This is a genomic window from Streptomyces sp. CNT372 (assembly GCF_000377145.1).
Window position 1 is genome coordinate 365,559 of sequence record NZ_KB897783.1, and the last position, 24,746, is coordinate 390,304.

The window sequence follows — 24,746 nt, forward strand, 5'->3', positions numbered from 1 at the left end:
GGCGATGGCCGACCGGGGCGGTGGCCGGTGGTGTGCGGTACGGGGGCCGCCGCGCGGGCCGGGGTGGCCGGAAGACGGGACGAGGTCACCGGGCGGACGGACGCGGGCGGTACTGTTCCGCGAATGAGCAGGCTGAATCTCGACGACTTCTCCGATCTGATCGAGCGCCCCGACAGCGGTGTCCGGCGCGACGCCGAGGAACGGCGGGAGCGGCTGGTCGTGCCGCCCGGTGCGCTGGGCCGGCTGGACCAGCTCGCCGAGTGGCTGTCGGCCGCGCAGGCCGCCGTACCGGTCCGGGCGGTCGAGAACCCCCGGGTGGTGCTCTTCGCCGGTGACCACCGGATCGCCGAACTCGGCGTCTCCGTACGGGAGTACGGAACCGCGCACGAGCTGGTGCGGGCCGTGCTGGAGGGCGGGCGGCCGGTCTCGGTGCTCGCCCGGCGTGCGGGCGTCCCGGTGCGGATCGTGGACGCCGGCCTGGACTGCGACCCGGAGCTGCTGCCCGAGGACGTCGTCCGCCACCGGGTGCGCCGGGGCGCCGGGCGGATCGACAGCGAGGACGCGCTCACCCTGGAGGAGGCCGAGCGGGCCGCACGCCTGGGCATCGCCCTCGCCGACGAGGAGGCGGACTCGGGCACGGACCTCGTCGTCCTCGGTGACCTCAGCGTCGGCGGGACGACCGCCGCCGCGACCCTGATCGCCGCGCTCTGCGGGACGGACGCCTCGGTGGTCACCGGGCGCGGCGGGCAGCGGATCGACGACCTGGCCTGGATGCGCAAGTGCGCCGCGATCCGGGACTCCCTGCGGCGCGCCCGGCCGGTGCTGGGCGACCAGCTGGAGCTGCTGGCGGCGGTGGGCGGCGCGGACCTGGCCGCGATGACCGGGTTCCTGCTCCAGAGCGCGGTACGCCGGATGCCGGTGATCCTCGACGGAGTGGTCTCGGCGGCCTGCGGGCTGGTGGCCCAGCGGGCTGCGTTCCGTTCGCCGGACTGGTGGCTCGCGGGCCAGCTCACCGGGGAGCCCGCGCAGGCCAAGGCGCTCGACCGGCTGGCGCTCGAGCCGCTGCTGGACCACGGGGTGTCGGTGGGCGAGGGCGCGGGCGCGCTGCTCGCGCTGCCGCTGGTGCGGGCGGCGGCGGACCTGGCGGCGGACCTGGCGGCGGACCTGCCCGAGCGCACGGCGTCCGGGGAGACGGGCGCCGCCGGTCCGGACTCCGCCGAGAAGCAGCCGTCCGAGGAAGCGCCCGAGGAAGCGCCCGCCGCCCGGGACTGAGCCCCGCGCCCGCCGCTCCCCGGCGGGACCCGGCCCGGGCTCCCTCGCGATCCGGGCCGGGCGCGGGGCCCGCCCTGCCTGGCACACCCGGCGCGCCCCGGCGACGACCACTTATGCACCATATGATCCCTTTTCATGGGAGAAGACCGTTCCGCCGCCGACGCCCCCCGCTCCAGCACCGCCCGTGCGCGGCGCAGCGCCCTCTTCGCCATCTGGTACCTGCGCGCCGTCGCGTTCATCAACTTCCTGAGCGCCGTGTGGGTCTCCCTCGGGCAGGACCTCAGACGCCACAACACCGACGACTACTTCACGCCGTACCTGCTCACGGCGGGCTTCGCCTCCGGGGTGTTCGCCCTCTTCCTCGCCATCACCATGCGCCGGCGCAAGCGGGCCGCGTGGATCCTCAACACCGTGCTGTGCGGGCTGTTCCTCCTGCTGTTCGCCGTGGCGATGGTGTTCCCCGAGATCCGGCAGCACGCCCAGAACTGGATCTCCCTCGTGCTCACCGCGGCGTTCTTCGCCGCCCTGCTGCTGGGCCGCCGGGAGTTCTACGCGAAGGGCGACCGGTCCAACCCCAAGCTCGCGGCGGGGGTGGCGGCAGGCGGGCTGCTCGTCACCTCGCTGCTCGCGACCGGGCTGGTGGTGCTCACCAACACCTCCCCGCAGAGCTCGACCTTCCTCGACAAGTGGCGCTACGGCGCGATGCGGCTGGTCTCCGTCGCCGTGGACGACGACCGCTTCCCCGAGATCACCACCCCCGGCTGGGTCGACGTGGTGATCAACGTGCTGTCCACGCTGCTGCTGCTCGCCGTGCTGTACGCGGCCTTCCGCTCCCGCCGCGCGGTCGACGCGATCACCGAGGACGACGAGACGCGGCTGCGCGCCCTGCTGGACCGGCACGGCGAGCGCGACTCGCTGGGCTACTTCGCGCTGCGCCGGGACAAGAGCGTGGTGTGGTCGCCGACCGGCAAGGCGGCGATCGCGTACCGGGTGGTGGGCGGGGTGTCCCTGGCCTCCGGGGACCCGATCGGCGACCCCGAGGCGTGGCCGGGCGCGATCGAACCCTGGCTCGCCGAGGCCCGTGAGCACGGCTGGGCCCCCGCGGTCATGGGCGCGGGCGAGGAGGCGGGCACGGTCTACGCCCGGCACGGGCTGGACGCCCTGGAGCTGGGCGACGAGGCGATCGTGGAGACCGCCGAGTTCACCCTGGAGGGCCGGGCGATGCGCTCGGTGCGGCAGGCGTTCAACCGGGTGAAGCGGGCCGGGTACGAGGTGCGCATCCGCCGCCACGAGGACATCCCGGCCGAGGAGATGGCCGAGCTGCTGCGCCTCGCCGACGACTGGCGGGACGGTGCGACCGAGCGCGGCTTCTCCATGGCTCTCGGCCGTCTCGGCGACCCGGCGGACGGGCGCTGCGTGATGCTGGAGTGCACGGACGCGGACGGCGACCTCAAGGCGCTGCTCAGCTTCGTGCCGTGGGGTCCGCACGGGCTATCCCTCGATCTGATGCGCCGGGACCGGGACGCCGAGAACGGTCTGACGGAGTTCATGGTCATCGAACTCCTCCAGCGCGCACGGGAGATCGAGATCACTCAGGTCTCACTCAACTTCGCGATGTTCAGGTCGGTCTTCGAACGGGGCTCGAAACTCGGTGCGGGACCGGTGCTGAGGCTGTGGCGTTCGCTGCTCGGCTTCTTCTCCCGCTGGTGGCAGATCGAGTCCCTGTACCGGGCGAACGCCAAGTACCGACCGATCTGGGAGCCGCGTTTCATGCTCTTCGAGAAGAGCGCCGACCTGCCGCGCATCGGCATCGCCGCGGGCCGCGCCGAGGGATTCCTCCAGGCCCCGGCCCTGCCCGACTGGCTGCGCCGCCGCAGACAGCTGGCGGGCCGCCGGTGAACACCGCGTCCGCGTTCGCCCGCCGCGAGTGGGGGCCACTGTACGCGGTGGTCCGCGCGGGTCTGGTCGAACGGGGTTGGCGGGCGGTCCCGTTGTCCCTGTTCGCGGTCGCGCTGACGGCGACCTGCTACGCGCTGGAGCAGCACCCCGAGGGGTTGCGGCTGGTGGAGGCGGCGGGCTTCGTCCGGGCCGGGGACCCGCTGTGGCTCGCCCTGCTGCGCACCCCGCTCTCCCTGTTCGTCCCCGCGCCGGATCTGCCGGTGTGGGGCGCCCTGGCGCAGATCCTGCTGGTGTTCGGCATCGCGGAGATCGCGGTGGGGCGGCGCACGCTGCTGTGCGTCGCGTATCTGACGACGCTGGCCGGCACCACGTACGCCCGGATCGGGGTGGCCGTCGGTCCGGGCGGGCCGTTCGGGCTGCCCGCCTCGGACGCGCAGGTGGTGGACAGCGGGCCGTCGGCCGCCGTGGTGGGGGTGGCGGTCTTCGTCTGCTACCGGTACGGGGCGTGGCTGACCGCCGCGCTGGTAGTGGCGGCGATGGTCGCCGAGGTGGTGGTGAAACCGAACCTCGCGGGCAAGGAGCATCTGGCGGCGATCGCCGCGGCGGGGGTGCTGTGCGCGGGGGACGCGCTGCTGCGGCGCCGGCGTCACCGCTCGCGGGCGTCGGGCCCCGGGGCGTCCGGACCGGAGTCACCGGGGCCGGGGGCGTCCGGACCGGAGTCACCGGGGCCGGGGGCGTCCGGACCGGAGTCACCGGGGCCGGGGGCGTCCGGACCTGAGTCACCGGGGCCGGGGGTGTCTGGGCCCGAGGGACCCGGGGGGCCCGAGGGGTCGGGGCCGGCGGGCAGCGGAGGGGCGTCCGGCGCGCCGCCGATCAGGTTCTGGAACGCCCGCCGCGGCCGGTCCCAGCGCCGGTCGTGGCGGACCGCCCGCAACTGCGCCCGCGCCCTGGCCCTGGGCCGGTTCCGGTAGAAGCGGCGGGCCCACGGCGAGCCGGGCCGGCCCAGCCGCACGGCCGCGACCAGGGCGACCACCGGTACCAGCACCCCGATCAGCCCCAGCCGCGCCTTCCCCTTGAACATCGCGATGATCACGAAGAGGAAGTTGATCCCGACGGTGGTGATCAGCGCGGCGCGGTTCTGGCGTTCGTCCGGGGTGAGGCCGTCCACGCCGAGCGGGGAGGAGCCGCTGAGGACCAGCAGGGCGAGGGCGGCGGCGAGCACCACGACCTCCACGCTCTGCCGGCCCTCCTCGGTCCAGTAGACGTCGTCGAGGTGCAGGATCAGCGCGAACTCGTCGAGGACCAGGCCCACGCCCATCCCGAAGACCACCGCGCAGACCGCCGCGCCGACGCCGTGCCGCCCGCTGCCCACGGCACCGAAGCCGCCGACGACGGTGAGGATCACCCCGGGTACGACGTGGTGGATGTGCATGCCCCCGGGCGTGACATTGCGGAACGGGCCCCTCCCGGCGCGGATCATCCGGACGACGGCGCGGGTGATCAGGAAGGTCAGGACGAACGAGACCAGGGCGAGGAGCATCGGCAGCTTCCCCGGCTCCAGGATGTTGCGGTAGAACCAGTCACCCATCCGATTTCTCCCGTTCGGCACGCTTCGCGCAATCTACCGCCGGTCCCGGCCGGGGGCGGCTCGGCAGGGCCCGGCACGGCGGGCCGGACGTGCCGCGTCCTAAGCTCGCCGGGTGACTGCACTGCACGGCCTCCGTTTCGCCTTCGGCACCCTCACCGCCGTGCCCGTGCGGGTGACCCGCTGGGACCGGGAGGCCGCCCGCGCCGGAATGCTGTGCGCGCCGCTCGCCGGACTCGCGGTGGGCACCGCCGCCGGGGCGGCCGGGGCGCTGCTCGCCGTCGCGGGCTCGGGCCCGCTGATGGCGGCCGTCGCGGCGACGGCCGTACCGGCCGCGCTGACCCGCGGCCTCCACCTGGACGGCCTCGCCGACACCGCCGACGGCCTGGGCAGCGGCCGGCCCGCCGAGGACGCGCTGCGCATCATGAAGCAGTCCGACGTCGGTCCGTTCGGAGTGGTCACCCTCCTCCTGGTCCTGCTGGCCCAGGTCGCGGCGCTCGCCGGGCTCTACGCGCAGGGCTGGGCCCCGGGCGCGTGCGGCGCGGTCCTGGCCGGGGTCTCGGCGCGGCTCGCCCTGACCCTCGCCGCCCGCACGGGCGTCCCCCCGGCCCGCCCCGGGGGCCTGGGCGCGGCGGTCGCGGGGACCGTCCCGGCGGCGGGCGCGCTGCCGGCGGCCGGGGCTGCGACGGCGGGCGCGGCGGCTGCCGGGCTGGTCCTGCCCGGCGCGTACGGTCCCGTGTACGCGGTGGCGGCGGTGCTGCTGGGCCTCGCCGCCGCCGAGTGGCTGCTGCGCCGGTGCGTCCGGCGCCTGGGCGGGGTGACGGGCGATGTGTTCGGCGCCCTCGCGGAGACGGCGGCGACGGCGTGCCTGGTCGTGCTCACCCTGGGGTGAGCGGCCGGGGGCGTTGCGGTTCCGTTGTCGCGTGCCGGGCAACCGTGGGGCGGGCGCCCCGGCAGCGCGCCGTACTGGACCAGCGCGACCTGAACGCCGCCTGGTCGGGCATCCACGAGGCCATGCGGCCGGCCGATGCCGCGTGCGACCGGGCCGTACCGAAGGCACCCGCCGCCTGGCGGGCGGAGTCCGCCAAGAAGGACGCCCACTGGTACACGTGGGCCGGCGACGAATGGGACCGGAGCGGGGACGGCGCCGCCCGCGCCACCTGCTATGTCCTCACCCGCTGACGGCACGCCCGGCCCTCGCTGCACCGGGCACGGAGCCGGGGGCGGCCAGACGACCCGGGACACCACAGGCGCCGCCGCCGTGAGCGGGGCGGGGGACCACGCGTAGGCTCTTGCGCGGCATGGCGATGGGATCCATTCCCGTGCACAACAACCAGGGGTCTGTCTTCCGGTCCCGGGCAGCCGTTCCTCCAGGGCGGCACCGGGGCGCGGAACTCAAGGAAGCGAGATTTCACCACCGTGACTGCTCTCACTCTCAGCACCGCAGGCGCAGCGACGCTGCGCGCCGACGCCGTCGTCGTCGGTGTCGCCAAGGGCGCGAAGGGGCCGGTCGTCGCACCGGGCGCCGAAGCGGTGGACCAGGCGTTCGACGGCAGGCTGGCGACGGTCCTCGAAACCCTCGGCGCGAGCGGGGCCGAGGGCGAGGTCACCAAGCTGCCCTCGCCGGCCGGCCTCAAGGCCCCGGTCGTCCTGGCCGTCGGCCTCGGCCAGGAGCCCGGCGACGAGGACGCGTACGCCACCGAGGCGCTGCGCCGGGCCGCCGGTGTCGCGGCCCGTGCGCTGGCCGGCTCCAAGAAGGCCGCGTTCGCGCTGCCGATAGAGGAGGCGGAGGACGCCGGGGCGATCGCCGAGGGCGCGCTGCTCGGCGCGTACGCGTTCACCGCGTACCAGGAGAACGGCAAGAACGGGAAGAAGCCGCTCGCGGAGGTCGCCCTGCTGGGCGCCAGGCCGCGCGACAAGGCGTTCAAGGCCGCGGCCGAGCGGGCCCTCGCCCTCTCCGAGGAGATCAACCGCGCCCGCGACCTGGTCAACACCCCGCCGAACGACCTCACCCCCGAGGCGTTCGCGGCCGTGGCCACCGCCGCGGGCAAGGAGCACGGCATCAAGGTGCAGGTCCTCGACGAGAAGGCGCTGGCCAAGGGCGGCTACGGCGGCATCCTCGGCGTCGGCCAGGGCTCCCAGAACCCGCCGCGGCTGGTGAAGCTCTCCTACACGCACTCCAAGGACGCCAAGCACCTGGCGCTCGTCGGCAAGGGCATCACCTACGACTCGGGCGGCATCTCCCTCAAGCCGGCCGGCCACAACGAGACGATGAAGTGCGACATGAGCGGCGCCGCCGCCGTGTTCGCCGCCGTCGTCGCCGCCGCCCGGCTCGGCCTGGAGGTCAACGTGACCGGCTGGCTGGCGCTCGCCGAGAACATGCCCTCCGGCTCGGCCACCCGCCCCGGCGACGTGCTGCGCATGTACAGCGGCAAGACCGTCGAGGTGCTGAACACCGACGCCGAGGGCCGCCTGGTGCTGGCCGACGCGCTGACCCGTGCCTCGGAGGAGAACCCGGACGCGATCGTGGACGTGGCGACCCTGACCGGCGCGATGGTCCTGGCTCTGGGCAATCGCACCTTCGGGATCATGGCCAACGACGACGACTTCCGCGCCGCGATCCACGAGACCGCGGAGGAGGTCGGCGAGGCGTCCTGGCCGATGCCGCTCCCGGCGGACCTGCGCAAGGGCATGGACTCGCCGACGGCCGACATCGCGAACATGGGCGAGCGGATGGGCGGCGGCCTGGTCGCCGGCCTGTTCCTCAAGGAGTTCGTCGGCGAGGGGATCACCTGGGCCCACCTGGACATCGCCGGCCCCGCCTTCCACGAGGGCGCGCCCTACGGCTACACCCCCAAGGGCGGCACCGGCTCCTCGGTCCGCACCCTGGTGCGCCTCGCCGAGCGCACCGCCGCGGGCGAGCTGGGCTGACGTCCGCGTCCCGTCCGGGGCGGTGCCGTGCGGCACCGGCCCGGACGGGCAGGCGGCGCAGGACGCCCGCACGCAGCGGAGGACGCCGGTTCGTCCCGGTGTTCCTACGCGGGGGTAACCGCGGACGAGCCGAAGGTCACCGTCTCAAGACACATCCCCGCGTCCCGGCTTCGGCCGACAAGTGCGAAGATGGGTTCCCGGCAGGACAGGGCCCCCACCACAGGGCCGAAGACAAGCGGCCGAACACCAGCCGCGGCCCGGTCAGCGAGGACCGGGGCGGACGGCGCACATGCATGGAGGACGTGACGTGGCGAACGACGCCAGCACCGTTTTCGACCTAGTGATCCTCGGCGGCGGTAGCGGCGGTTACGCTGCGGCCCTTCGCGGAGCTCAGCTGGGCCTGGACGTCGCACTGATCGAGAAGAACAAGCTGGGCGGCACCTGCCTGCACAACGGCTGCATCCCCACCAAGGCCCTGCTGCACGCCGGTGAGATCGCCGACCAGGCCCGCGAGGCCGAGCAGTTCGGCGTGAAGACCTCCTTCGAGGGCATCGACATCGCGGGCGTCCACAAGTACAAGGACGACGTGATCTCGGGCCTGTACAAGGGTCTGCAGGGTCTGGTCGCCTCCCGCAAGGTGACCTACATCGAGGGCGAGGGCCGGCTGTCCTCCCCCACCTCCGTCGACGTGAACGGGCAGCGGGTCCAGGGCCGCCACGTCCTGCTGGCGACCGGCTCCGTGCCGAAGTCGCTGCCGGGCCTCGAGATCGACGGCAACCGGATCATCTCCTCCGACCACGCGCTGACCCTGGACCGCGTCCCGCAGTCCGCGATCATCCTCGGCGGCGGCGTGATCGGCGTCGAGTTCGCCTCCGCGTGGAAGTCCTTCGGCACCGAGGTCACCGTGATCGAGGGCTTGAAGCACCTCGTGCCGGTCGAGGACGAGAACAGCTCCAAGCTGCTGGAGCGCGCCTTCCGCAAGCGCGGTATCAAGTTCAACCTGGGCACCTTCTTCGAGAAGGCCGAGTACACCGAGAACGGTGTGCGGGTCACCCTCGCCGACGGCAAGACCTTCGAGGCCGAGATCCTGCTGGTGGCCATCGGCCGCGGCCCGGTCTCGCAGGGCCTCGGCTACGAGGAGCAGGGCGTCGCGATGGACCGCGGCTACGTCCTCGTCGACGAGTACATGCGCACCAACGTCCCGACGATCTCGGCGGTCGGCGACCTGGTCCCGACCCTCCAGCTCGCGCACGTCGGCTTCGCCGAGGGCATCCTGGTGGCGGAGCGGCTGGCCGGTCTGAAGACCGTCCCGATCGACTACGACGGCGTGCCGCGGGTGACGTACTGCCACCCCGAGGTCGCCTCCGTCGGCATCACCGAGGCCAAGGCCAAGGAGATCTACGGTGCGGACAAGGTCGTCGCCCTGAAGTACAACCTGGCGGGCAACGGCAAGAGCAAGATCCTGAAGACCGCGGGCGAGATCAAGCTCGTCCAGGTCAAGGACGGTGCCGTGGTCGGCGTCCACATGGTCGGTGACCGTATGGGCGAGCAGGTCGGCGAGGCGCAGCTCATCTACAACTGGGAGGCTCTGCCGGCCGAGGTCGCGCAGCTCATCCACGCGCACCCGACGCAGAACGAGGCCCTCGGCGAGGCGCACCTCGCCCTGGCGGGCAAGCCGCTGCACTCCCACGACTGACCGGTCCCGGGCGCGACAGACCACTACCGCACTTTTCGTAAGGAGCAACTGAAACCATGTCGGTTTCCGTAACCCTTCCGGCGCTCGGCGAGAGCGTCACCGAGGGCACTGTCACCCGCTGGCTGAAGGCCGAGGGCGAGCGCGTCGAGGCCGACGAGCCGCTGCTGGAGGTGTCCACCGACAAGGTGGACACCGAGATCCCGGCGCCGGCCTCCGGTGTGCTGGCCTCCATCAAGGTCGCCGAGGACGAGACGGTCGAGGTCGGCGCGGAGCTGGCCGTCATCGACGACGGCAGCGGCGCCCCGGCCGAGCAGGCCGCGCCGGCCGCCGCCGAGGAGTCCGCCCCCGCGCCCGCGCAGGAGGAGGCCCCGCAGGCCGCGCCGTCCACCGAGTCCGCCGAGCCGGCTCCCGCCCCCTCCGCCGAGGCGGCGTCGGGCGGCGGTTCGGCCGAGGGCACCGACGTGGTCCTGCCGGCGCTCGGCGAGAGCGTCACCGAGGGCACCGTCACCCGCTGGCTGAAGGAGGTCGGCGAGGAGGTCTCCGAGGACGAGCCGCTGCTGGAGGTGTCCACCGACAAGGTCGACACCGAGATCCCGGCGCCCGCCTCCGGTGTGCTGCTGGAGATCGTGGTCGGCGAGGACGAGACCGCCGAGGTCGGTGCCAAGCTGGCCGTCATCGGCGCGAAGGGCGCGGCCCCGGCCGCCGCCCCGGCGCCCGCCCAGGAGGCCCCCAAGCAGGAGGCCCCGAAGCAAGAGGCCCCGAAGCAGGAAGCTCCCAAGCAGGAAGCTCCCAAGCAGGAGGCCCCCGCCCCGGCGCCCGCGCCGGCCCAGGAGGCGCCCAAGCAGGAGGCTCCGGCCCCGGCCGCCGCTCCCGCGTCCGCCCCGGCCCCGCAGGCACCGGCCGCCCCGGCCGCGCCCGCCGCCGTGGAGTCGAGCGACGCCTATGTGACCCCGCTGGTGCGCAAGCTCGCCGCCGAGAACGGCGTCGACCTGGGCTCGGTCAAGGGCACCGGCGTCGGCGGCCGCATCCGCAAGCAGGACGTCGTCGCCGCCGCGGAGGCCGCCAAGGCCGCCGCCGCTCCGGCCCCCGCGGCCGCCGCGGCCCCGGCCGCGTCGAAGGCGCCCTCGCTGGAGGCGTCCCCGCTGCGCGGCCAGACGGTCAAGATGACCCGTATGCGCAAGGTCATCGGCGACAACATGATGAAGGCGCTGCACGGCCAGGCGCAGCTGTCCTCGGTCGTCGAGGTCGACATCACCAGGCTGATGAAGCTGCGTGAGGCGGCCAAGGCCGGCTTCGCCGCCCGCGAGGGCGTCAAGCTGTCCCCGATGCCGTTCTTCGTCAAGGCGGCGGCCCAGGCGCTGAAGGCCCACCCGGTCATCAACGCCCGGATCAACGAGGACGAGGGCACCATCACGTACTTCGACTCGGAGAACATCGGCATCGCCGTGGACTCCGAGAAGGGTCTGATGACGCCGGTCATCAAGAACGCGGGCGGCCTCAACCTGGCCGGTATCGCCAAGGCCACCGCGGAGCTCGCGGGCAAGGTCCGGGCGAGCAAGATCACGCCGGACGAGCTGTCGGGCGCGACCTTCACGATCAGCAACACCGGTTCGCGCGGTGCGCTGTTCGACACGATCATCGTGCCGCCGAACCAGGTCGCCATCCTGGGCATCGGCGCCACCGTGAAGCGCCCGGCCGTCATCGAGACCGCCGAGGGCACCGTGATCGGCGTCCGGGACATGACGTACCTGACGCTCTCCTACGACCACCGCCTGGTGGACGGCGCGGACGCCGCCCGCTACCTGACAGCGGTCAAGGCGATCCTGGAGGCGGGCGAGTTCGAGGTCGAGCTCGGCCTCTGAGCCGCCCGGCTGTAACCAGCCTCACCCACGGCGCCCCCGCCGGGAGTACATCCCGGCGGGGGCGCCGCCGTATTGTCTTGAGAACCGGTACGGCTCGTCCCGCGAGCCGGTACGGCCCGCGCGAGGGGCCGGCCCGGTCGACGCGTCCCCAAGGAGAGCGCCCCATGACCATCCCCGTCGTCCACTCGCTTCGCGACCAGATCCGCGAGCACATCGTGGAGGGGATCGTCAGCGGCCGCTGGAAGCCCGGAGAACGCATCGTGGAGCGCCGGATCGCGACCGAGCTGGAGGTCTCGCAGACCCCGGTGCGCGAGGCGCTGCGCGAGCTCGAGTCGCTGCGGCTGATCGAGTCGGCGCCCAACAAGGGTGTCCGGGTGCGGAATCTGACGGCGGCGGACCTGGAGGAGAGCTACCCGGTCCGGGCCGGTCTGGAGCAGATCGCCGCCGAGCTGGCGGCCGGGCGGCTGGCGGACGACTGCTCGGCGCTGGAGCCGCATGTGGCCGCCCTGTACGACGCGGACCGGCTGTCCGACGGGACGGCACAGGTGCGGCACACGGTGGCCTTCCACCGGGAGCTGGTGAAGGCGGCCGGGAACAAGGTGCTGCTGCACACCTGGGAGGGGCTGGGCATCGAGGTCTTCACCGCCCTGTCGATCCGCTGGCTGGGCACGGTGCAGAAGTCGTACGCGGAGGAGCACCAGGACCTGGTGGAGGCGTTCCGGCGGCGGGATCCGCAGATCGGGGCGCTGGTGAAGGCGCACGTGCTGGGCTGCGCGCCGCGCGCGTAGGCCCGGGCTCCCGGCCCGGGCCGGCGTGCCCGACGCGGACGCGTCCTTCCGGCCGTCCGGGGGCGCGCCGGCTCAGCGGACCGGGCGTGCTTTTCCAGCCCGTCCGGCGTGTGAGGGCACGACCGCAGGCCGTGCCGTGACCACACGGCCGCAGCCGGTCCGCCGGCGCAGCCCACCCCGGCGGGGCTCCGCCCCGCACCGCGCCTCTCACGACGGCGAGGCCGGGAACACGGGGCTGACGGCGCCCGCCCACACCCGCCGGCGGGCTGAGAACACGGGGCTGACGCCTCCCGCACGCGCCCGCACGCGCCGGCGAGGCGAACGCGAGGCTGACGTTGCCCCCGGGGGCCGGGCGGGCGTTACAACCCTCTTTGTCCCGGCACCCCGTGCCCACTTTTGCGGCACCGGATGCCAATTTCGCCCCAAGCTTTGATCGATCATCGATCAGCGTCTTACAGTCTCCCCGGGTCCACCGACCCGTTCGCCCTGTCCTGCCAGACACGGCACCCCCTTTTCTCCACCCCCCTCCAGTCCGGAAGGCGGCGATCATGACCGACCCCGTAGGCAAGCTTCCGAGCGAGCTCGACCAGCTCCCGGACCGCGACGCCGAGGAAACCGCCGAGTGGGCGGCGTCCCTCGACGCCGTCGCGGAACACGCGGGCCCGCACCGCGCCGCGTACCTGATGCGCCGCACCCTCCAGCACGCCGAGCAGGCCGGTGTGGCGCTGCCCCGGCTGCTGGAGACGGACTACGTCAACACCATCCCCACCTCCGCCGAGCCGGCGATCGACGGCGACGAGGAGATGGAGGCGCGCATCACCGCGTGGAACCGCTGGAACGCGGCCGCCATGGTGACCCGCGGCTCCCGCTTCGGCGTCGGCGGCCACATCGCCACCTTCGCCTCGGCCGCCTGGCTCTACGAGACCGGCTTCAACCACTTCTTCCGCGGCAAGGAGGGGGACGGCTCCGGCGACCAGCTCTACATCCAGGGTCACGCCTCCCCCGGCATCTACGCCCGCGCCTTCCTCGACGGCCGCCTCACGGAGGCGCACCTCGACAACTTCCGCCAGGAGTCCGGCGGGAACGGCCTGCCCTCCTATCCGCACCCGCGCCGGCTGCCCTGGCTGTGGGAGTTCCCCACCGTCTCCATGGGTCTCGGCCCGCTGTCCGCGATCTACCAGGCCCGGTTCAACCGCTACCTCCAGGGCCGCGGCATCAAGGACACCTCCGGCTCCCACGTCTGGGCCTTCCTCGGCGACGGCGAGATGGACGAGCCCGAGTCGACGGCCGCCCTGGCGCTGGCCTCCCGCGAGCGGCTGGACAACCTGACCTTCGTCATCAACTGCAACCTGCAGCGCCTCGACGGCCCGGTCCGCGCCAACTTCAAGATCGTGCAGGAGCTGGAGGCCCAGTTCCGCGGCGCCGGCTGGAACGTGGTGAAGACCCTGTGGGGCAGCGCCTGGGACGAGCTGTTCCAGCTCGACACCGCGGGCGCCCTGGTGCGCCGGCTGCGCGAGGTCCCGGACGCGCAGTTCCAGACGTACGCCACCCGCGACGTCGCCTACATCCGCGAGCACTTCTTCGGCGCCGAGCCCGCCCTCGCCGAGCTGGCGAAGCTGCTCACGGACGCCAGGATCGCCGAGTGCTTCCACACCTCCCGCGGCGGCCACGAGGCCCGCAAGGTGTACGCGGCGTACCGGGCGGCCCTCGCGCACAAGGGCGCCCCGACCGTGATCCTCGCGCAGACGGTGAAGGGCTTCACGCTCGGCAAGGGCTTCGAGTCCAAGAACGCCAACCACCAGATGAAGAAGCTGACGACCGACGAGTTCAAGGGCATGCGCGACCTGCTCGGGCTCCCGATCGCCGACTCCGCGTTCGCCGACGGCCTGGTCCCCTACGGCCACCCGGGCGCCGACTCCCCCGAGGTCCGCTACCTCGCCGAGCGCCGCGCCGCCCTGGGCGGCCCCGCCCCGGCCCGCCGCGTCCACCCGGTGCCCGCGCTGCCCGAGCCCGAGGAGCGCGCCTTCGCGGCCCTCAAGAAGGGGTCCGGCAAGCAGGAGATGGCCACCACCATGGCCTTCGTCCGCCTGGTCAAGGACCTGATGCGGGACAAGACCACCGGCAGGCGCTGGGTGCCGATCGTCCCCGACGAGGCGCGCACCTTCGGCATGGAGTCGCTGTTCCCGTCCGCGGGCATCTACTCGCCGCTGGGCCAGACCTACGAGCCGGTCGACCGCGACCAGCTGATGTACTACAAGGAGGCCGCCGACGGCCAGATCCTCAACGAGGGGATCACCGAGGCCGGCGCCATGGCCGACTTCATCGCCGCCGCCACGTCGTACTCGACGCACGGCGAGACGATGATCCCGTTCTACATCTTCTACTCGATGTTCGGCTGGCAGCGGACCGGCGACCAGATGTGGCAGCTCGCCGACCAGCTCGGCAAGGGCTTCATCGTCGGCGCCACCGCCGGCCGCACCACCCTGACCGGCGAGGGACTCCAGCACGCGGACGGCCACTCCCACCTGATCGCGGCCACCAACCCGGCCTCGCTCAACTACGACCCGGCCTTCGCGTACGAGATCGCGGTGATCGTCAAGGACGGTCTGCGCCGGATGTACGGCGAGAGTCCGGAGGACGTCTTCTACTACCTGACGGTCTACAACGAGCCCAAGCCGCAGCCCGCCATGCCGGAGGGTGTGGAGGAGGGCATCGTCAGGGGCCTGTACCGGTTCAGGGAGGGCGCGGCCGGCCCGGACGCGCCGCGCCTGCAGCTGCTGGCCTCCGGCACCGCCATCCACTGGGCCCTGGAGGCGCAGGAGCTGCTGGCGAACGACTGGAACGTGGCGGCCGACGTGTGGTCCGCGACCTCCTGGGGCGAGCTGCGCCGGGACGCCCTGGAGGCGGACGAGGCCCTGCTTCGCGGCGAGGAGCGCGTCCCGTACGTCACCCGGGTGCTGGAGGGAGCCCCGGGCCCGGTGCTGGCGGTCTCCGACTGGATGCGCCAGGTGCCGGACCAGATCAGCCAGTGGGTGGAGCAGGACTGGTCCTCCCTCGGCACGGACGGCTTCGGCCTGTCCGACACCCGCGAGGCGGCCCGCCGCCACTTCGGCGTCGACCCGCGGTCGATCACCGTGGCCGCGCTGGCGCAGCTCGCCAAGCGGGGCGAGGTGCCGGCCTCCGCGGTGAAGGAGGCGCGCGAGCGGTACGGCCTGTAGACGGCCTGTGGGCACAGCGAGAGAGGGGGCCGGGACCCGCCGTGCGGCGGGTCCCGGCCCCCTCTCTCGCGCTCACTCCGCCCGGTGGGTGCCCGGCGGCAGCGGCTCGGTCTCCTGGGGGTGGCTGCGCAGCCGCAGGATCGCGGCGACCAGCCCGCCCCAGACGATGACGATGGCGATGATCATCATGACGATGGCGCTGGCGGACATCAGACGTCCTTCCGGTCGGCGGGGGATTCCATGTCGAGGTCGATGTCCTCCCCGCCGGCGGGCCAGGGCACGAAGGTGAGGATCACACCGATCAGAAGGGCTCCGATGGCCACGCTCCAGCCCGCCGAGAGCAGGAAGGCGGTCGAGTAGCCCTCGTAGTTCTCGTCGAACTCGGCCCGCAGGCTGTCGACCATCATCCAGCCGAGGACGAGCGGGGTGATGACGCCCAGACAGATCCGCCACCAGTGCCCGAGCCGGATCGCGGAGGTGGCGTCCGCGTTCTGCTGCAGGGCCGGAAGCTTCCGCAGCACCCAGGCGATGACGATGAGCGCGACCAGGGAGGCGAGCGCGATGCCGTACTGGTTGATGAAGTGGTCGGAGGCGTCGAGCAGGAAGATGCCGGACTCGGTCGGGAAGAACAGGATCGACACGACGGCGACCAGACCGCCGATGCCGAGGACGGCCGGCATCCGGCGCATACCGGTACGGTCCTGCACGGCCGAGACGACCACCTGCACGATGGAGATCAGGGACGAGAGACCCGCGATCACCAGCGAGCAGAAGAACAGCACACCGAACAGCCCGCCGAGCGGCATCTCGGAGATCACCGCGGGGAAGGCGACGAACGCCAGGCCGATGCCCGCGCCCGCGACCTCGTCGACGCCGACACCGGCGGCCGTGGCGAGGTAGCCCAGGGTGGCGAAGACACCGATGCCGGCCAGGATCTCGAAGGAGCTGTTGGCGAACCCGGCCACCATCGCGGAGCCGGTCAGGTCGGCCCGGCGCCCCAGGTAGGAGGCGTAGGTGACCATGATGCCGAAGCCGATGGAGAGCGAGAAGAAGATCTGTCCGTAGGCGGCCACCCAGACACTGCCGTTGCCGAGCTCGGACCAGTCGGGCGAGAAGAGCGCGTCCAGGCCGGTCGCCGCGCCGTCGAGGGTCAGGGCGCGGATCACCAGCGCCACGAACAGCACCGCGAGCAGCGGGATGAACACCTTGTTGGCGCGCTCGATGCCGCGCCGGATGCCGAACGCCAGGATCACCAGGACGACGACCCAGACGGCGATCAGCGGCCACACGATCCCGGGAACGTACCCGTCCATGAAGCCGGGGGTGTCCGGTGCCCTGAGGAAGTCCCCGAAGAGGAACGCCTCGGGGTCGTCGCCCCACTGCTGCCCGAAGGAGAAGCCCACGTACCGGATCGCCCACGCGATGATGACGGCGTAGTACGTGGCGATCACGAAGGAGATCACCACCTGCCACCAGCCGATGGCCTCGGCGGGCCGGGCCATTTGCCGCAGGGCCGCCGGCGGGGACATGCGGTACTTGCGCCCGATGCTGTACTCCATGATCAGCAGCGGGATACCGGCGGTCAGCAGGGCGATCAGGTAGGGCAGCAGGAACGCTCCGCCGCCGTTCTCGTAGGCGATGGCAGGAAATCGCCAGATATTGCCGAGGCCCACGGCGGAGCCGATGGCTGCCAGCAGGAAGCCCGTCCGGGTGGACCACTGCTCGCGCGGCTGGTCGGTCATGTGCGCGCCTTCCCTCTCCTCGTCACCGGTCCGTGATGCCCCCGTCACGGACCTGCAGGGGCCGGGAAGGGGACGCACCCGCACGGACGGGTACGGAATGTCGCAGGTTGCGTACCAAACGTTAGCCCCGCCGGGGGCGGGCCACCGGGCAGCACGCTACGACGCGCGGGGCGGCGGGTGAACCGGGCACGGATGCTTGACCTTGACACCGTGTGAAGCCGTGCACTGGGAGACGCCATGTTCACCATCGGAGACTTCGCCAGGCACGGCCGCGTGTCGGCCCGGATGCTGCGCCACTACGACGCCATCGGGCTGCTGCGCCCCGAGCACACCGACCCTTCCACCGGCTACCGCCACTACTCCGCCGCCCAGCTCGACCGGCTCAACCGGATCGTCGCCCTCAAGGATCTCGGCTTCACGCTCCAGCAGGTGGGGCGGATCCTGGAGGACCGGCTCGGTCCGGGAGAGCTGCGCGGGATGCTGATGCTGCGACGGGCGGAGCTGGAGGAGTCGATGGCCGCGGCGGCCGCCCGGCTGGCGCAGGTCGAGGCGAGGCTCCGGTCCATCGAGAGCGAGGGACACATGCCCGGCCAGGACGTCATGATCAAAAGCATTCCGGCGGTGCGCGTCGCGGAGCTGTCCGCCACCGCCGCCAGTTACGACCCCCAGCACATCGGCCCGGTGATCGGGCCGCTGTACGAGCGGCTCTTCGGCCGGCTGTCGGCCGAGGGCGTCACCACGACCGGCCCCGGGATCGCGTACTACGAGGACGCACCCGGCGGTGACGGGTCGGTCCTGGTGCACGCGGGCTGCCAGGTCGCCCCGGACCAGGCGGCGGGCGACGGCTTCGCGGTCGCCGACCTCCCGGCCGTGGAACGCGCGGCCACCATCGTGCACCGCGGGTCGATGGACGGTGTCCTCGCCACCGAGCAGACCCTGGCCCGCTGGATCGACGCGGGCGGGGACCGCTCGGCGGGGTACGCCCGCGAGGTCTACCTGGAGGTCCCCGACGACAGGGAGCAGTGGGTGACCGAACTCCAGCAGCCGCTGGTCTGACGACCGGCCGGTGCGGGGTCCGGGGCGGCCCGGACCCTGCGCCAAGATGGGGGGATGCGCGCTGCCCGGCTGATCAAGATGGTCCTGCTGCTCCAGGCGAGGCCCGCCATGACCGGCGCCGAACTCGCCCGCGAGCTGGAGGTGTCCGAGCGGACCGTCACCCGGGACGCGGCCGCCCTGTCCGAGGCCGGTATCCCCGTCTACGCGGACCGGGGCCGGGCGGGCGGATACCGGCTCGTCGGCGGCTACCGCACCGGTCTGACGGGCCTGGGCAGGGACGAGGCGGAGGCCCTGTTCCTCTCCGGACTGCCGGGCGCGCTGCGGGACATGGGCCTCCAGGACGCGGCCTGTGCCGCCCGCCTCAAAGTGGCGGCCGCCCTGCTGCCCTCCCTGCGCGACGCCCCGGAGTCGGCGGCGCAGCGCTTCCATCTGGACGCGCCCGGCTGGTACCACGAGCCCCGCACCCCCGAAGCACTGCCGCCGGTCGCGGAGGCGGTGTGGGCCAACCGCCGGATCCGGGCCTGCTACCGCCGCCGGGACACCGACGTGGAACGGGAGCTGGAGCCGTACGGGCTCGTGCTGAAGGCCGGGGTCTGGTACCTGTGCGCCCGGGTGGAGGGCGTGTTCCGGGTGTACCGGATCGACCGGTTCACCCGGGTCGAGCCCGCCGGGACCGCGTTCGACCGCGACGGGACCTTCGATCTGCCCGCGTTCTGGGCGGAGCGCGCGGCCGGGTTCGCGCGCTCCCTGCTGCGGTCCGAGGTGGTGGTCCGGCTGACGGAGGCGGGCGCGGCCCGGCTGCCGTACGTCACGGACCGGGCGGCGGCCGAGGAGGCCCTGGCCGCCGCACCACCGCCGGACGCCGGGGGCCGGATGACCGTCGTGCTCCCGGTCGAGTCCCCGGACGTGGCGTACTCCCAGCTGCTGTCCCTCGGCCCGGAGGCGGAGGTCCTGGAACCGGCTGAGCTGCGGGAACGCTTCGCGGCGGCGGCTCGGGCCCTGCACGGCCGCTACGCCTGACCTCGTCGGGGCCGGGGCCGCATCGGGGTCGGGGCCGCGTCGGGGTCGGGGCCGCGTCGGGGTCGGCGGCCACGGCCGGCCCGCGCCCGCCGCGCGTCCGCGCCGTCCGGGCAGGGGCCGAGGCCGGGGCCGGTCCTACCGGTGGTCCTCGACGGACGGGGAGCCGCCCGCCCGCTCGGCCAGCATGTAGCCCCAGACGTCCGGGCGGCTGCCGTCCGCGTCCGTCACCCCGTACTCCCGCGCCAGCCGGCCGCTGTCCAGGGACAGGCCGTTCCAGCGGGCCCGCTCCGGGTCCGCGGCGAGGGCGGCCACCCCGCGCCCGAGGTAGACGGGCGACTCGGAGAGCGCCCAGTGCCGCTCCTTGTCGATACCGTCCCGCCAGTTCTCCTCGGTCAGCCCGAAGTGGTCGAGCATCTCCTCGGAGCGCAGGAATCCGGGGGTGACGGCGACGGCGGTCGCACCCACCGCCTTCAGCTCCTCGCCGAGGACGAAGGCCATCCGCAGCGGGGCGTTCTTGGCCAGGTCGTAGTAGAAGTTCTCGCGGTAGTCCCGGTTGGTCTCGGCCGTGCCGTCGGTGACCTCGACGACCAGTCCGCCCGGATTCCGCACCAGCAGGGGCAGGGCGATGCTGCTGGTGATGATGTGGGTGCGCACCCCGAGGTCGATCATCCGCAGTCCGCGGTCGAGGTCGACGTCCCACATCCGGGTGTCGAAGTCGAGCAGCGGGTTCCCGCCCCAGACGTCGTTGACCAGGATGTCGAGCCGGCCGTGGTCGCGGTCGATCCGCCCGACGAGGGACCGGACCTGCCCGGGCTCCAGATGGTCGGTGGGGACGGCGATGCCCTCCCCGCCCGCCGCGGTGACCAGCTCGGCGGTCTCCTCGATGGTCTCGGTGGGCCGGCCCAGTTCACTGGTGTGCTCACGGGTGGTGCGGCCGGTGGCGTAGACCGTCGCGCCGGCCGCGCCGAGTTGTACGGCGATGGCCCGCCCGGCGCCCCGGGTGGCACCGGCGACCAGGGCGATCCGCCCGGCGAGCGGGCGGCCGGCGGGGACGGGGGTGTCGTTCTCGTTCGTCGTCATAGTGCGAACGTGTCACGGAAACCGGACATCTTCTGTCGGCATTGCGGGGCGGTGCCGGGGACGACCGCACGGACGGCCGAACGGGCCGTGTCCCGCCGCAGCTCCGCGTGCGCGGCCACCCACCGGGGCCGATGCTTGTCCCGTGATGGACGAGACGGAGTTCTGGGAGATCGTGGACGCCACCCGCGAGGCCGCCGGCGGCGACCCCGAGGACCACGCCGACCTGCTCGCCGAGCGGCTGCTCCAGCTCGACCCGGACTCCGTGCTGGACTTCGCCCGCCACTTCGAGGCGCGCTGCAACCGCGCGTACACCTGGGACCTGCGGGCCGCCGCGGCCGTGCTGCTGGGCGGTGCGGAGAGCGCGTACGAGGAGGACTTCGACGGCTTCCGCTGCTGGCTCATCGGCCAGGGCCGGGAGGTCTTCGAGGGCGCCGTGCACGACGCCGACTCCCTCGCCGAACTGCTGGACGACTTCGACGAGGACGTGGACGGCGACGGCGAGGAGCTGGGCTACGCGGCGGACGACGCGTACGAGCGGCTGACCGGTCTGGACGCGCCGGACCTCGGCATCCCGGTGCAGCCGGGCGAGCCGGCGGGCACGCCGCTCGACCTCGCCGACGAGGAGGCCCTGGCCCGCCGGGTGCCCGCGCTGTACGAGCGCTTCGGGCCCGGCGGCACGGGCGGCGTCCCGCAGAACGACGACGGGGCCTGAGCCCGGCCGGGGCGGGCCGCGGGCCGCGGGCTCGGGCGGGGCGGGCCTCAGGACCCGGGCTCGGGCGGGGCGGGCCTCAGGACCCGGGCTCGGGCTCGGGCTCGGGCGGTCAGGGGGCCGTCAGGGGGCGGCCCATCAGCACGTCGTCCACGGGGCGCCCGTCGAGGACGAACTCCCCGGGGAGTACGCCCTCCACGCGGAAGCCCTCCTTCTCGTAGAGCGCGCGGGCCGGGGTGTTGTGGCCCAGCACGCGCAGGGTGATCCGGGTGGCGCCCTGCCGCCGTGCCTCCGCGCAGGCGGCCCGCAGCAGGGCCCCGCCGATCCCGTGCCCCCGGGCCCCAGCCGCGACCGCGAAACCCTGGATCTGGCGCACATGGCGGTTGCAGGCGAGCGGGGTGGGGCACACCAGGCGCACATAGCCGAGGACGGACCCGTCCGCGCCCTCCGCGACCAGATGGTCCTCGGGGCGGTGGGCCCCGTCGAAGAAGGGCGGGTACGGGGGCTCGGGGCGCGGGGTCACCGCGTGCAGCGGGGACCAGACCGCGCGGTCGAGCGCGGCCAGCGGCACGTCGTCGGAGAGGCGCGCGCCCCGGACGGTCACCCGGGGCGGCGCGGGGTGGGGCGCGTCACGCGGAGCCGGGGGCGGGGGTACCTGGGTGTCCCTGGGCCCGGGGACGGGCGGGGGCGCGGCGGCGCTCGCACGCCCGGGGACGGGACCGGTCGCGGGGCGGGAGCCGGGCCCGGGGCGGGGGGCGGGACTGGTCGCGGGGCGGGGTATCGCGGGGTCGCTGTCGTGGTGCGGCTCGGGCATGCCACCACTGTTGCACGGGGGACGAGCGGGCAGGATGGCGTCATGGAGAAGTCTCGAATCGCCGTGTCCGGCGCGTCCGGACTGGTGGGCACCGCCCTCGTCCGCTCCCTCCGCAAGGACGGCCACCAGGTGGTCCGGCTGGTACGCCGCCCCGCGCGGACCGGAGACGAGGTCACCTGGGACCCGAAGCGGCAGTACGTGGACGTGGCCGGGCTCAGCGGCTGCGACGCGGTGGTCCATCTCGCCGGGGCGGGCGTCGGGGACCACCGCTGGACGCCCGAGTACCGCCGGGAGATCCGCGACAGCCGGGTCCTCGGCACAACCGCCCTCGCGGAAGCCGTCGCCTCCCTCGACGTGCCGCCCCGGGTGTTCGTCAGCGGCAGCGCCGTCGGCTACTACGGGGACACCGGCGACCGGACGGTGGACGAGGACGCCCCGCCCGGGGAGGGCTTCCTGCCGGGGGTGTGCGTCGAGTGGGAGGAGGCCGCGGCCCCGGCCCGGGAGGCGGGGGTACGGACGGCGTACGCGCGCACCGGTCTGGTGGTGGCGCGCGAAGGGGGCGCGTGGGGGCGGATGTTCCCGTTGTTCAAGGCGGGCCTCGGGGGGCGGCTGGGCAGCGGCCGGCAGTACTGGAGCTTCATCGCGCTGCACGACGAGGTGGCGGCCCTGCGGCACATCCTGGACACGGACACCCTGTCCGGACCGGTCAACCTGACCGCGCCGGAGCCGGTGACGAACCGTGAGGTGACGGCCGCGATGGGGCGGGTGCTGCGGCGGCCCACCGCGTTCGCCGTGCCGACGGCGGTGCTGCGGACCGTCCTCGGCGAGATGGCCTCGGACGTGCTGAGCAGTCAACGGGCTCTGCCGGTGCGCCTGTTGGAGTCCGGTTTCTCGTTCGCGTTCCCCCGGATCGACGACGCGATCCGCGCGGCGCTGCGCTAGGGAGCGGCCGAACGTCGCGCCGTCGCCCGGAGGGTGCGAGCCGGGCGAGTCGTTCCGGACACGGGCCGGGGCGCGCACGGGGTGCCCGGCGGGCGGCGTGCGCGGTGGGCTGTGCGCCCCCGGCGCACCGGTGCCCCGCGGTGTGCGCGATCTCGGCACACGGCGGGGCTGCCTACCCTCGACCCGGACTCGGGTATTCCTCGGGCCCGTCGGGGGCATGAGCCCCCCAGCGGCCGCGCCGACCTCGGGGAGGGCACTGTGCTCAGCACCGCACGTGCAGCGGATCACTCACACCACGCCGACCACCCGGAGCACCCGGACCGGGCGGCGGACCAGGGCGGCGGGGGCGGGGCGGGGGCGCCCGCCGCGCCGCCCCCGGCGGGCGCCCCCGCCGGGGCCCGGGCCCAGGCCCCGGCCCCTGTTCCCGCCTCTGCCTCCGCCCCCGCTCCCGCTCACGCTCCCGCTCCAGCCTCCGCCTCCGCCGAACGGAGCGTGGACCACGCGGACGTCGTCGTCGTGGGCGCCGGGCTCGCCGGGCTGTCCGCGGCCCACCGGCTGACCGCGGCGGGCGTCACCGTCCGCGTCCTGGAGGCGGCCCCCGTCGTCGGCGGGCGGATGAGCACCGAGCACCTGGACGGCTTCCACCTGGACCGCGGCGGGCAGTTGCTCAGCAGCGCGCTGCCCGAACTGCGGCGGATACCGGCGCTTCGGGACGCGGAACTGCGCGCCTTCTCCCCCGGTGTCCTCGTGTACGACGGGGAGCAACTGCACCGGACCGGCGAGGTCGGCACCTCCCCGCACGCGCTGCGGCCGGCCGGCCGGGGCGCGGCGCACGGCCCCCGGGGCGTGGGGGTCGCATTCACGGTCGCGCGCGCCCTGGCGAGCGCCCCCCGGCCGCGCCAGCTCGACCAGGCGCGGTTGAGCGCGTCCCTGGTGCGACTGGGCGGCTCGCCGGTGCACCGGCTGCACGCGCTGCCGGAACTCCCGGCGGCGGACGCCCTGTACGGGCGCGGCCTGCCGACCCGCACGGTCCGGGGCTTTCTGCGCCCGCTGCTCGCGGCGCTGCTGCACGACCCGGACCTCGCCACGTCGAGCCGGGTGGCGGACCTGGTGCTGCGCGGGTACGCGCGCGGCCGGCTGTGCGTACCGGCGGGCGGGGCGGACGCCCTGCCCCGGCTGCTCGCGGCGACCCTGCCGGAGGGGACGGTGCGGACCGGGGTCCGGGTCACGGACGTGGCGGTGAACCGGGTGACGACCGCCGGGCACGGGGTCGTCTCCTGCCGCGCGGTCCTGGTGGCGACGGACGCCCGCTCGGCGGCGGAGCTGCTGCCGGGCCTGCGGGTGCCCGCGTTCCGCCCGGTGACGGTGGTGCACCACACGGCGCCCGAACCGCCGCTGCGGGACCCGGCGCTGGTGCTGGACGCCACGGGCGGCGGCCCGGTCGGATACACGGCGGTGATGAGCGAGGTCGACGCCTCCCGGGCCCCGGCGGGGCGGGCACTGATCTCCTCGACGGTCCTGGGCGCGCCGCCGGAGGACGCGGATCGCGCGGTGCGCCGACATCTGGCGGCCCTGTACGGGACGCCGACCGACGAGTGGGAGCTGCTGACGGTCCATCACGACCCGGAGGCGGTCGCCGCGATGCCCCCACCGCACGACCCACGCCGCCCGGTCCGCCTCCTCTCCGGCCTCTACGTCTGCGGCGCCCACCGCGACACGGCCACGGTCCAGGGCGCCCTCTTCTCGGGCCGCCGCGCGGCCCGCTGGGTCCTCACGGACTTCGGCATCCGCCCGGGGTACGCGACCTCGGCGGTCCCGGCGGCGGTGGCCTGAGGCAGGGGGCGCCGGGTGGGTACCCGGGGCGCGTCTCGGGGGTGGGCCGTCGCCGGGCCGGGGGTGGTTCCCGGGCGGGCCGCATCGGGGCGCGGGCCGGAGGCGACGGCCGGCCCGGCCGGGGTCCGGGCTGCGCGGCCCGGTCCCGGGGCGGGCCGCATCGGGGCCTGGCACGTGCGGGCACGTGCGGGCATGCGGAGCCGTCGCTCCGGGGCAAGTCGCCCCTCGCCCGGGGCACGTGCGGGCGCCGGAGCGGGTTGCCCCGGGTGGGGAGCCGCCGGGCCCACCCCGGAAGCAGG

General features: G+C 74.1%; 18 protein-coding genes and 2 pseudogenes. 15 read left to right on the forward strand and 5 right to left on the reverse strand.

Annotation, left to right across the window (positions count from 1 at the left end; genetic code table 11):
* The first annotated feature begins 123 nt into the window (after positions 1–123).
* The 3 genes and pseudogenes from cobT to C593_RS33860 all read left to right on the forward strand — a co-directional run.
* Positions 124–1,272 carry a nicotinate-nucleotide--dimethylbenzimidazole phosphoribosyltransferase gene (cobT, locus tag C593_RS0118715; RefSeq protein WP_018848838.1) on the forward strand — a complete coding sequence of 383 codons (1,149 nt, stop codon included), beginning with the start codon at positions 124–126 and terminating at the stop codon, positions 1,270–1,272.
* A gap of 135 nt (positions 1,273–1,407) precedes the next feature.
* On the forward strand, positions 1,408–3,171 hold the full coding sequence (locus C593_RS0118720; protein WP_018848839.1) for a phosphatidylglycerol lysyltransferase domain-containing protein: 1,764 nt from the start codon (positions 1,408–1,410) through the stop codon (positions 3,169–3,171).
* Positions 3,168–3,866 (forward strand): annotated as a pseudogene (locus C593_RS33860) (hypothetical protein); the annotation flags it as partial. The gene C593_RS0118720 and the pseudogene C593_RS33860, both read left to right, overlap by 4 nt.
* A 146-nt stretch (positions 3,867–4,012) precedes the next feature.
* Here the strand turns inward: C593_RS33860 and C593_RS29985 are convergent.
* A pseudogene (locus C593_RS29985) lies at positions 4,013–4,759 on the reverse strand (hypothetical protein); the annotation flags it as partial.
* Between the two features lie 112 nt (positions 4,760–4,871).
* Here C593_RS29985 and C593_RS0118730 point away from each other — a divergent pair.
* From C593_RS0118730 to aceE, 7 genes are all read left to right on the forward strand, one after another.
* Positions 4,872–5,648, forward strand: coding sequence for an adenosylcobinamide-GDP ribazoletransferase (locus C593_RS0118730; protein ID WP_018848841.1), 777 nt, complete (start codon positions 4,872–4,874; stop codon positions 5,646–5,648).
* 44 nt (positions 5,649–5,692) lie between these two features.
* A complete protein-coding gene (locus C593_RS0118735) occupies positions 5,693–5,938 on the forward strand; it encodes a hypothetical protein (protein WP_018848842.1) in 246 nt (81 codons plus the stop codon).
* A 237-nt stretch (positions 5,939–6,175) separates the two neighbouring features.
* Entirely contained in the window at positions 6,176–7,687 is a 1,512-nt protein-coding gene (locus C593_RS0118740) for a leucyl aminopeptidase (protein WP_018848843.1), read from the forward strand.
* A 307-nt stretch (positions 7,688–7,994) separates the two neighbouring features.
* The gene (gene lpdA, locus C593_RS0118745) at positions 7,995–9,383 is read left to right on the forward strand and encodes a dihydrolipoyl dehydrogenase (protein ID WP_018848844.1); all 1,389 of its coding nucleotides are present in this window, start codon (positions 7,995–7,997) and stop codon (positions 9,381–9,383) included.
* Positions 9,384–9,439: 56 nt separating this feature from the next.
* A complete protein-coding gene (gene sucB, locus C593_RS0118750; RefSeq protein WP_018848845.1) occupies positions 9,440–11,245 on the forward strand; it encodes a 2-oxoglutarate dehydrogenase, E2 component, dihydrolipoamide succinyltransferase in 1,806 nt (601 codons plus the stop codon).
* 164 nt (positions 11,246–11,409) lie between these two features.
* On the forward strand, positions 11,410–12,033 hold the full coding sequence (locus tag C593_RS0118755; protein ID WP_018848846.1) for a GntR family transcriptional regulator: 624 nt from the start codon (positions 11,410–11,412) through the stop codon (positions 12,031–12,033).
* A gap of 548 nt (positions 12,034–12,581) precedes the next feature.
* Positions 12,582–15,251 (forward strand): pyruvate dehydrogenase (acetyl-transferring), homodimeric type, encoded by a 2,670-nt coding sequence (gene aceE / locus C593_RS0118760; RefSeq protein WP_018848847.1) that lies wholly within the window; start codon positions 12,582–12,584, stop codon positions 15,249–15,251.
* A gap of 72 nt (positions 15,252–15,323) precedes the next feature.
* Here the strand turns inward: aceE and C593_RS31845 are convergent, their stop codons facing one another.
* Positions 15,324–15,461, reverse strand: a complete 138-nt coding sequence (locus C593_RS31845) for a methionine/alanine import family NSS transporter small subunit (RefSeq protein ID WP_018848848.1) — start codon at positions 15,459–15,461, stop codon at positions 15,324–15,326.
* Complete coding sequence (locus C593_RS0118770; RefSeq protein ID WP_018848849.1) at positions 15,461–16,993, reverse strand: sodium-dependent transporter; 1,533 nt, start codon at positions 16,991–16,993, stop codon at positions 15,461–15,463. The genes C593_RS31845 and C593_RS0118770 overlap by 1 nt, the downstream gene beginning before the upstream one ends.
* Before the next feature lie 237 nt (positions 16,994–17,230).
* Between C593_RS0118770 and C593_RS0118775 the strand changes: the two genes are divergently transcribed.
* Together C593_RS0118775 and C593_RS0118780 are read left to right on the forward strand one after the other, a co-directional pair.
* Positions 17,231–18,049 carry a MerR family transcriptional regulator gene (locus C593_RS0118775; protein WP_018848850.1) on the forward strand — a complete coding sequence of 273 codons (819 nt, stop codon included), beginning with the start codon at positions 17,231–17,233 and terminating at the stop codon, positions 18,047–18,049.
* A 54-nt stretch (positions 18,050–18,103) separates the two neighbouring features.
* Positions 18,104–19,069: a WCX domain-containing protein gene (locus C593_RS0118780; protein WP_018848851.1), complete on the forward strand. Its 966-nt coding sequence runs from the start codon at positions 18,104–18,106 to the stop codon at positions 19,067–19,069.
* A gap of 135 nt (positions 19,070–19,204) precedes the next feature.
* Here the strand turns inward: C593_RS0118780 and C593_RS0118785 are convergent, their stop codons facing one another.
* Positions 19,205–20,149, reverse strand: coding sequence for an SDR family oxidoreductase (locus tag C593_RS0118785; RefSeq protein ID WP_018848852.1), 945 nt, complete (start codon positions 20,147–20,149; stop codon positions 19,205–19,207).
* A gap of 145 nt (positions 20,150–20,294) precedes the next feature.
* On the opposite strand from C593_RS0118785, the gene C593_RS29990 reads away from it, so the two are divergent.
* The gene (locus C593_RS29990) at positions 20,295–20,861 is read left to right on the forward strand and encodes a DUF4240 domain-containing protein (protein WP_018848853.1); all 567 of its coding nucleotides are present in this window, start codon (positions 20,295–20,297) and stop codon (positions 20,859–20,861) included.
* A gap of 109 nt (positions 20,862–20,970) precedes the next feature.
* Here C593_RS29990 and C593_RS0118795 read toward each other — a convergent pair whose 3' ends face one another.
* Positions 20,971–21,462: a GNAT family N-acetyltransferase gene (locus C593_RS0118795; RefSeq protein WP_018848854.1), complete on the reverse strand. Its 492-nt coding sequence runs from the start codon at positions 21,460–21,462 to the stop codon at positions 20,971–20,973.
* A gap of 252 nt (positions 21,463–21,714) precedes the next feature.
* On the opposite strand from C593_RS0118795, the gene C593_RS0118800 reads away from it, so the two are divergent.
* Both C593_RS0118800 and C593_RS0118805 read left to right on the forward strand, forming a co-directional pair.
* Positions 21,715–22,614 (forward strand): TIGR01777 family oxidoreductase, encoded by a 900-nt coding sequence (locus C593_RS0118800; RefSeq protein ID WP_018848855.1) that lies wholly within the window; start codon positions 21,715–21,717, stop codon positions 22,612–22,614.
* Between the two features lie 492 nt (positions 22,615–23,106).
* Positions 23,107–24,447 carry an NAD(P)/FAD-dependent oxidoreductase gene (locus C593_RS0118805; protein ID WP_018848856.1) on the forward strand — a complete coding sequence of 447 codons (1,341 nt, stop codon included), beginning with the start codon at positions 23,107–23,109 and terminating at the stop codon, positions 24,445–24,447.
* Positions 24,448–24,746 lie beyond the last annotated feature (299 nt).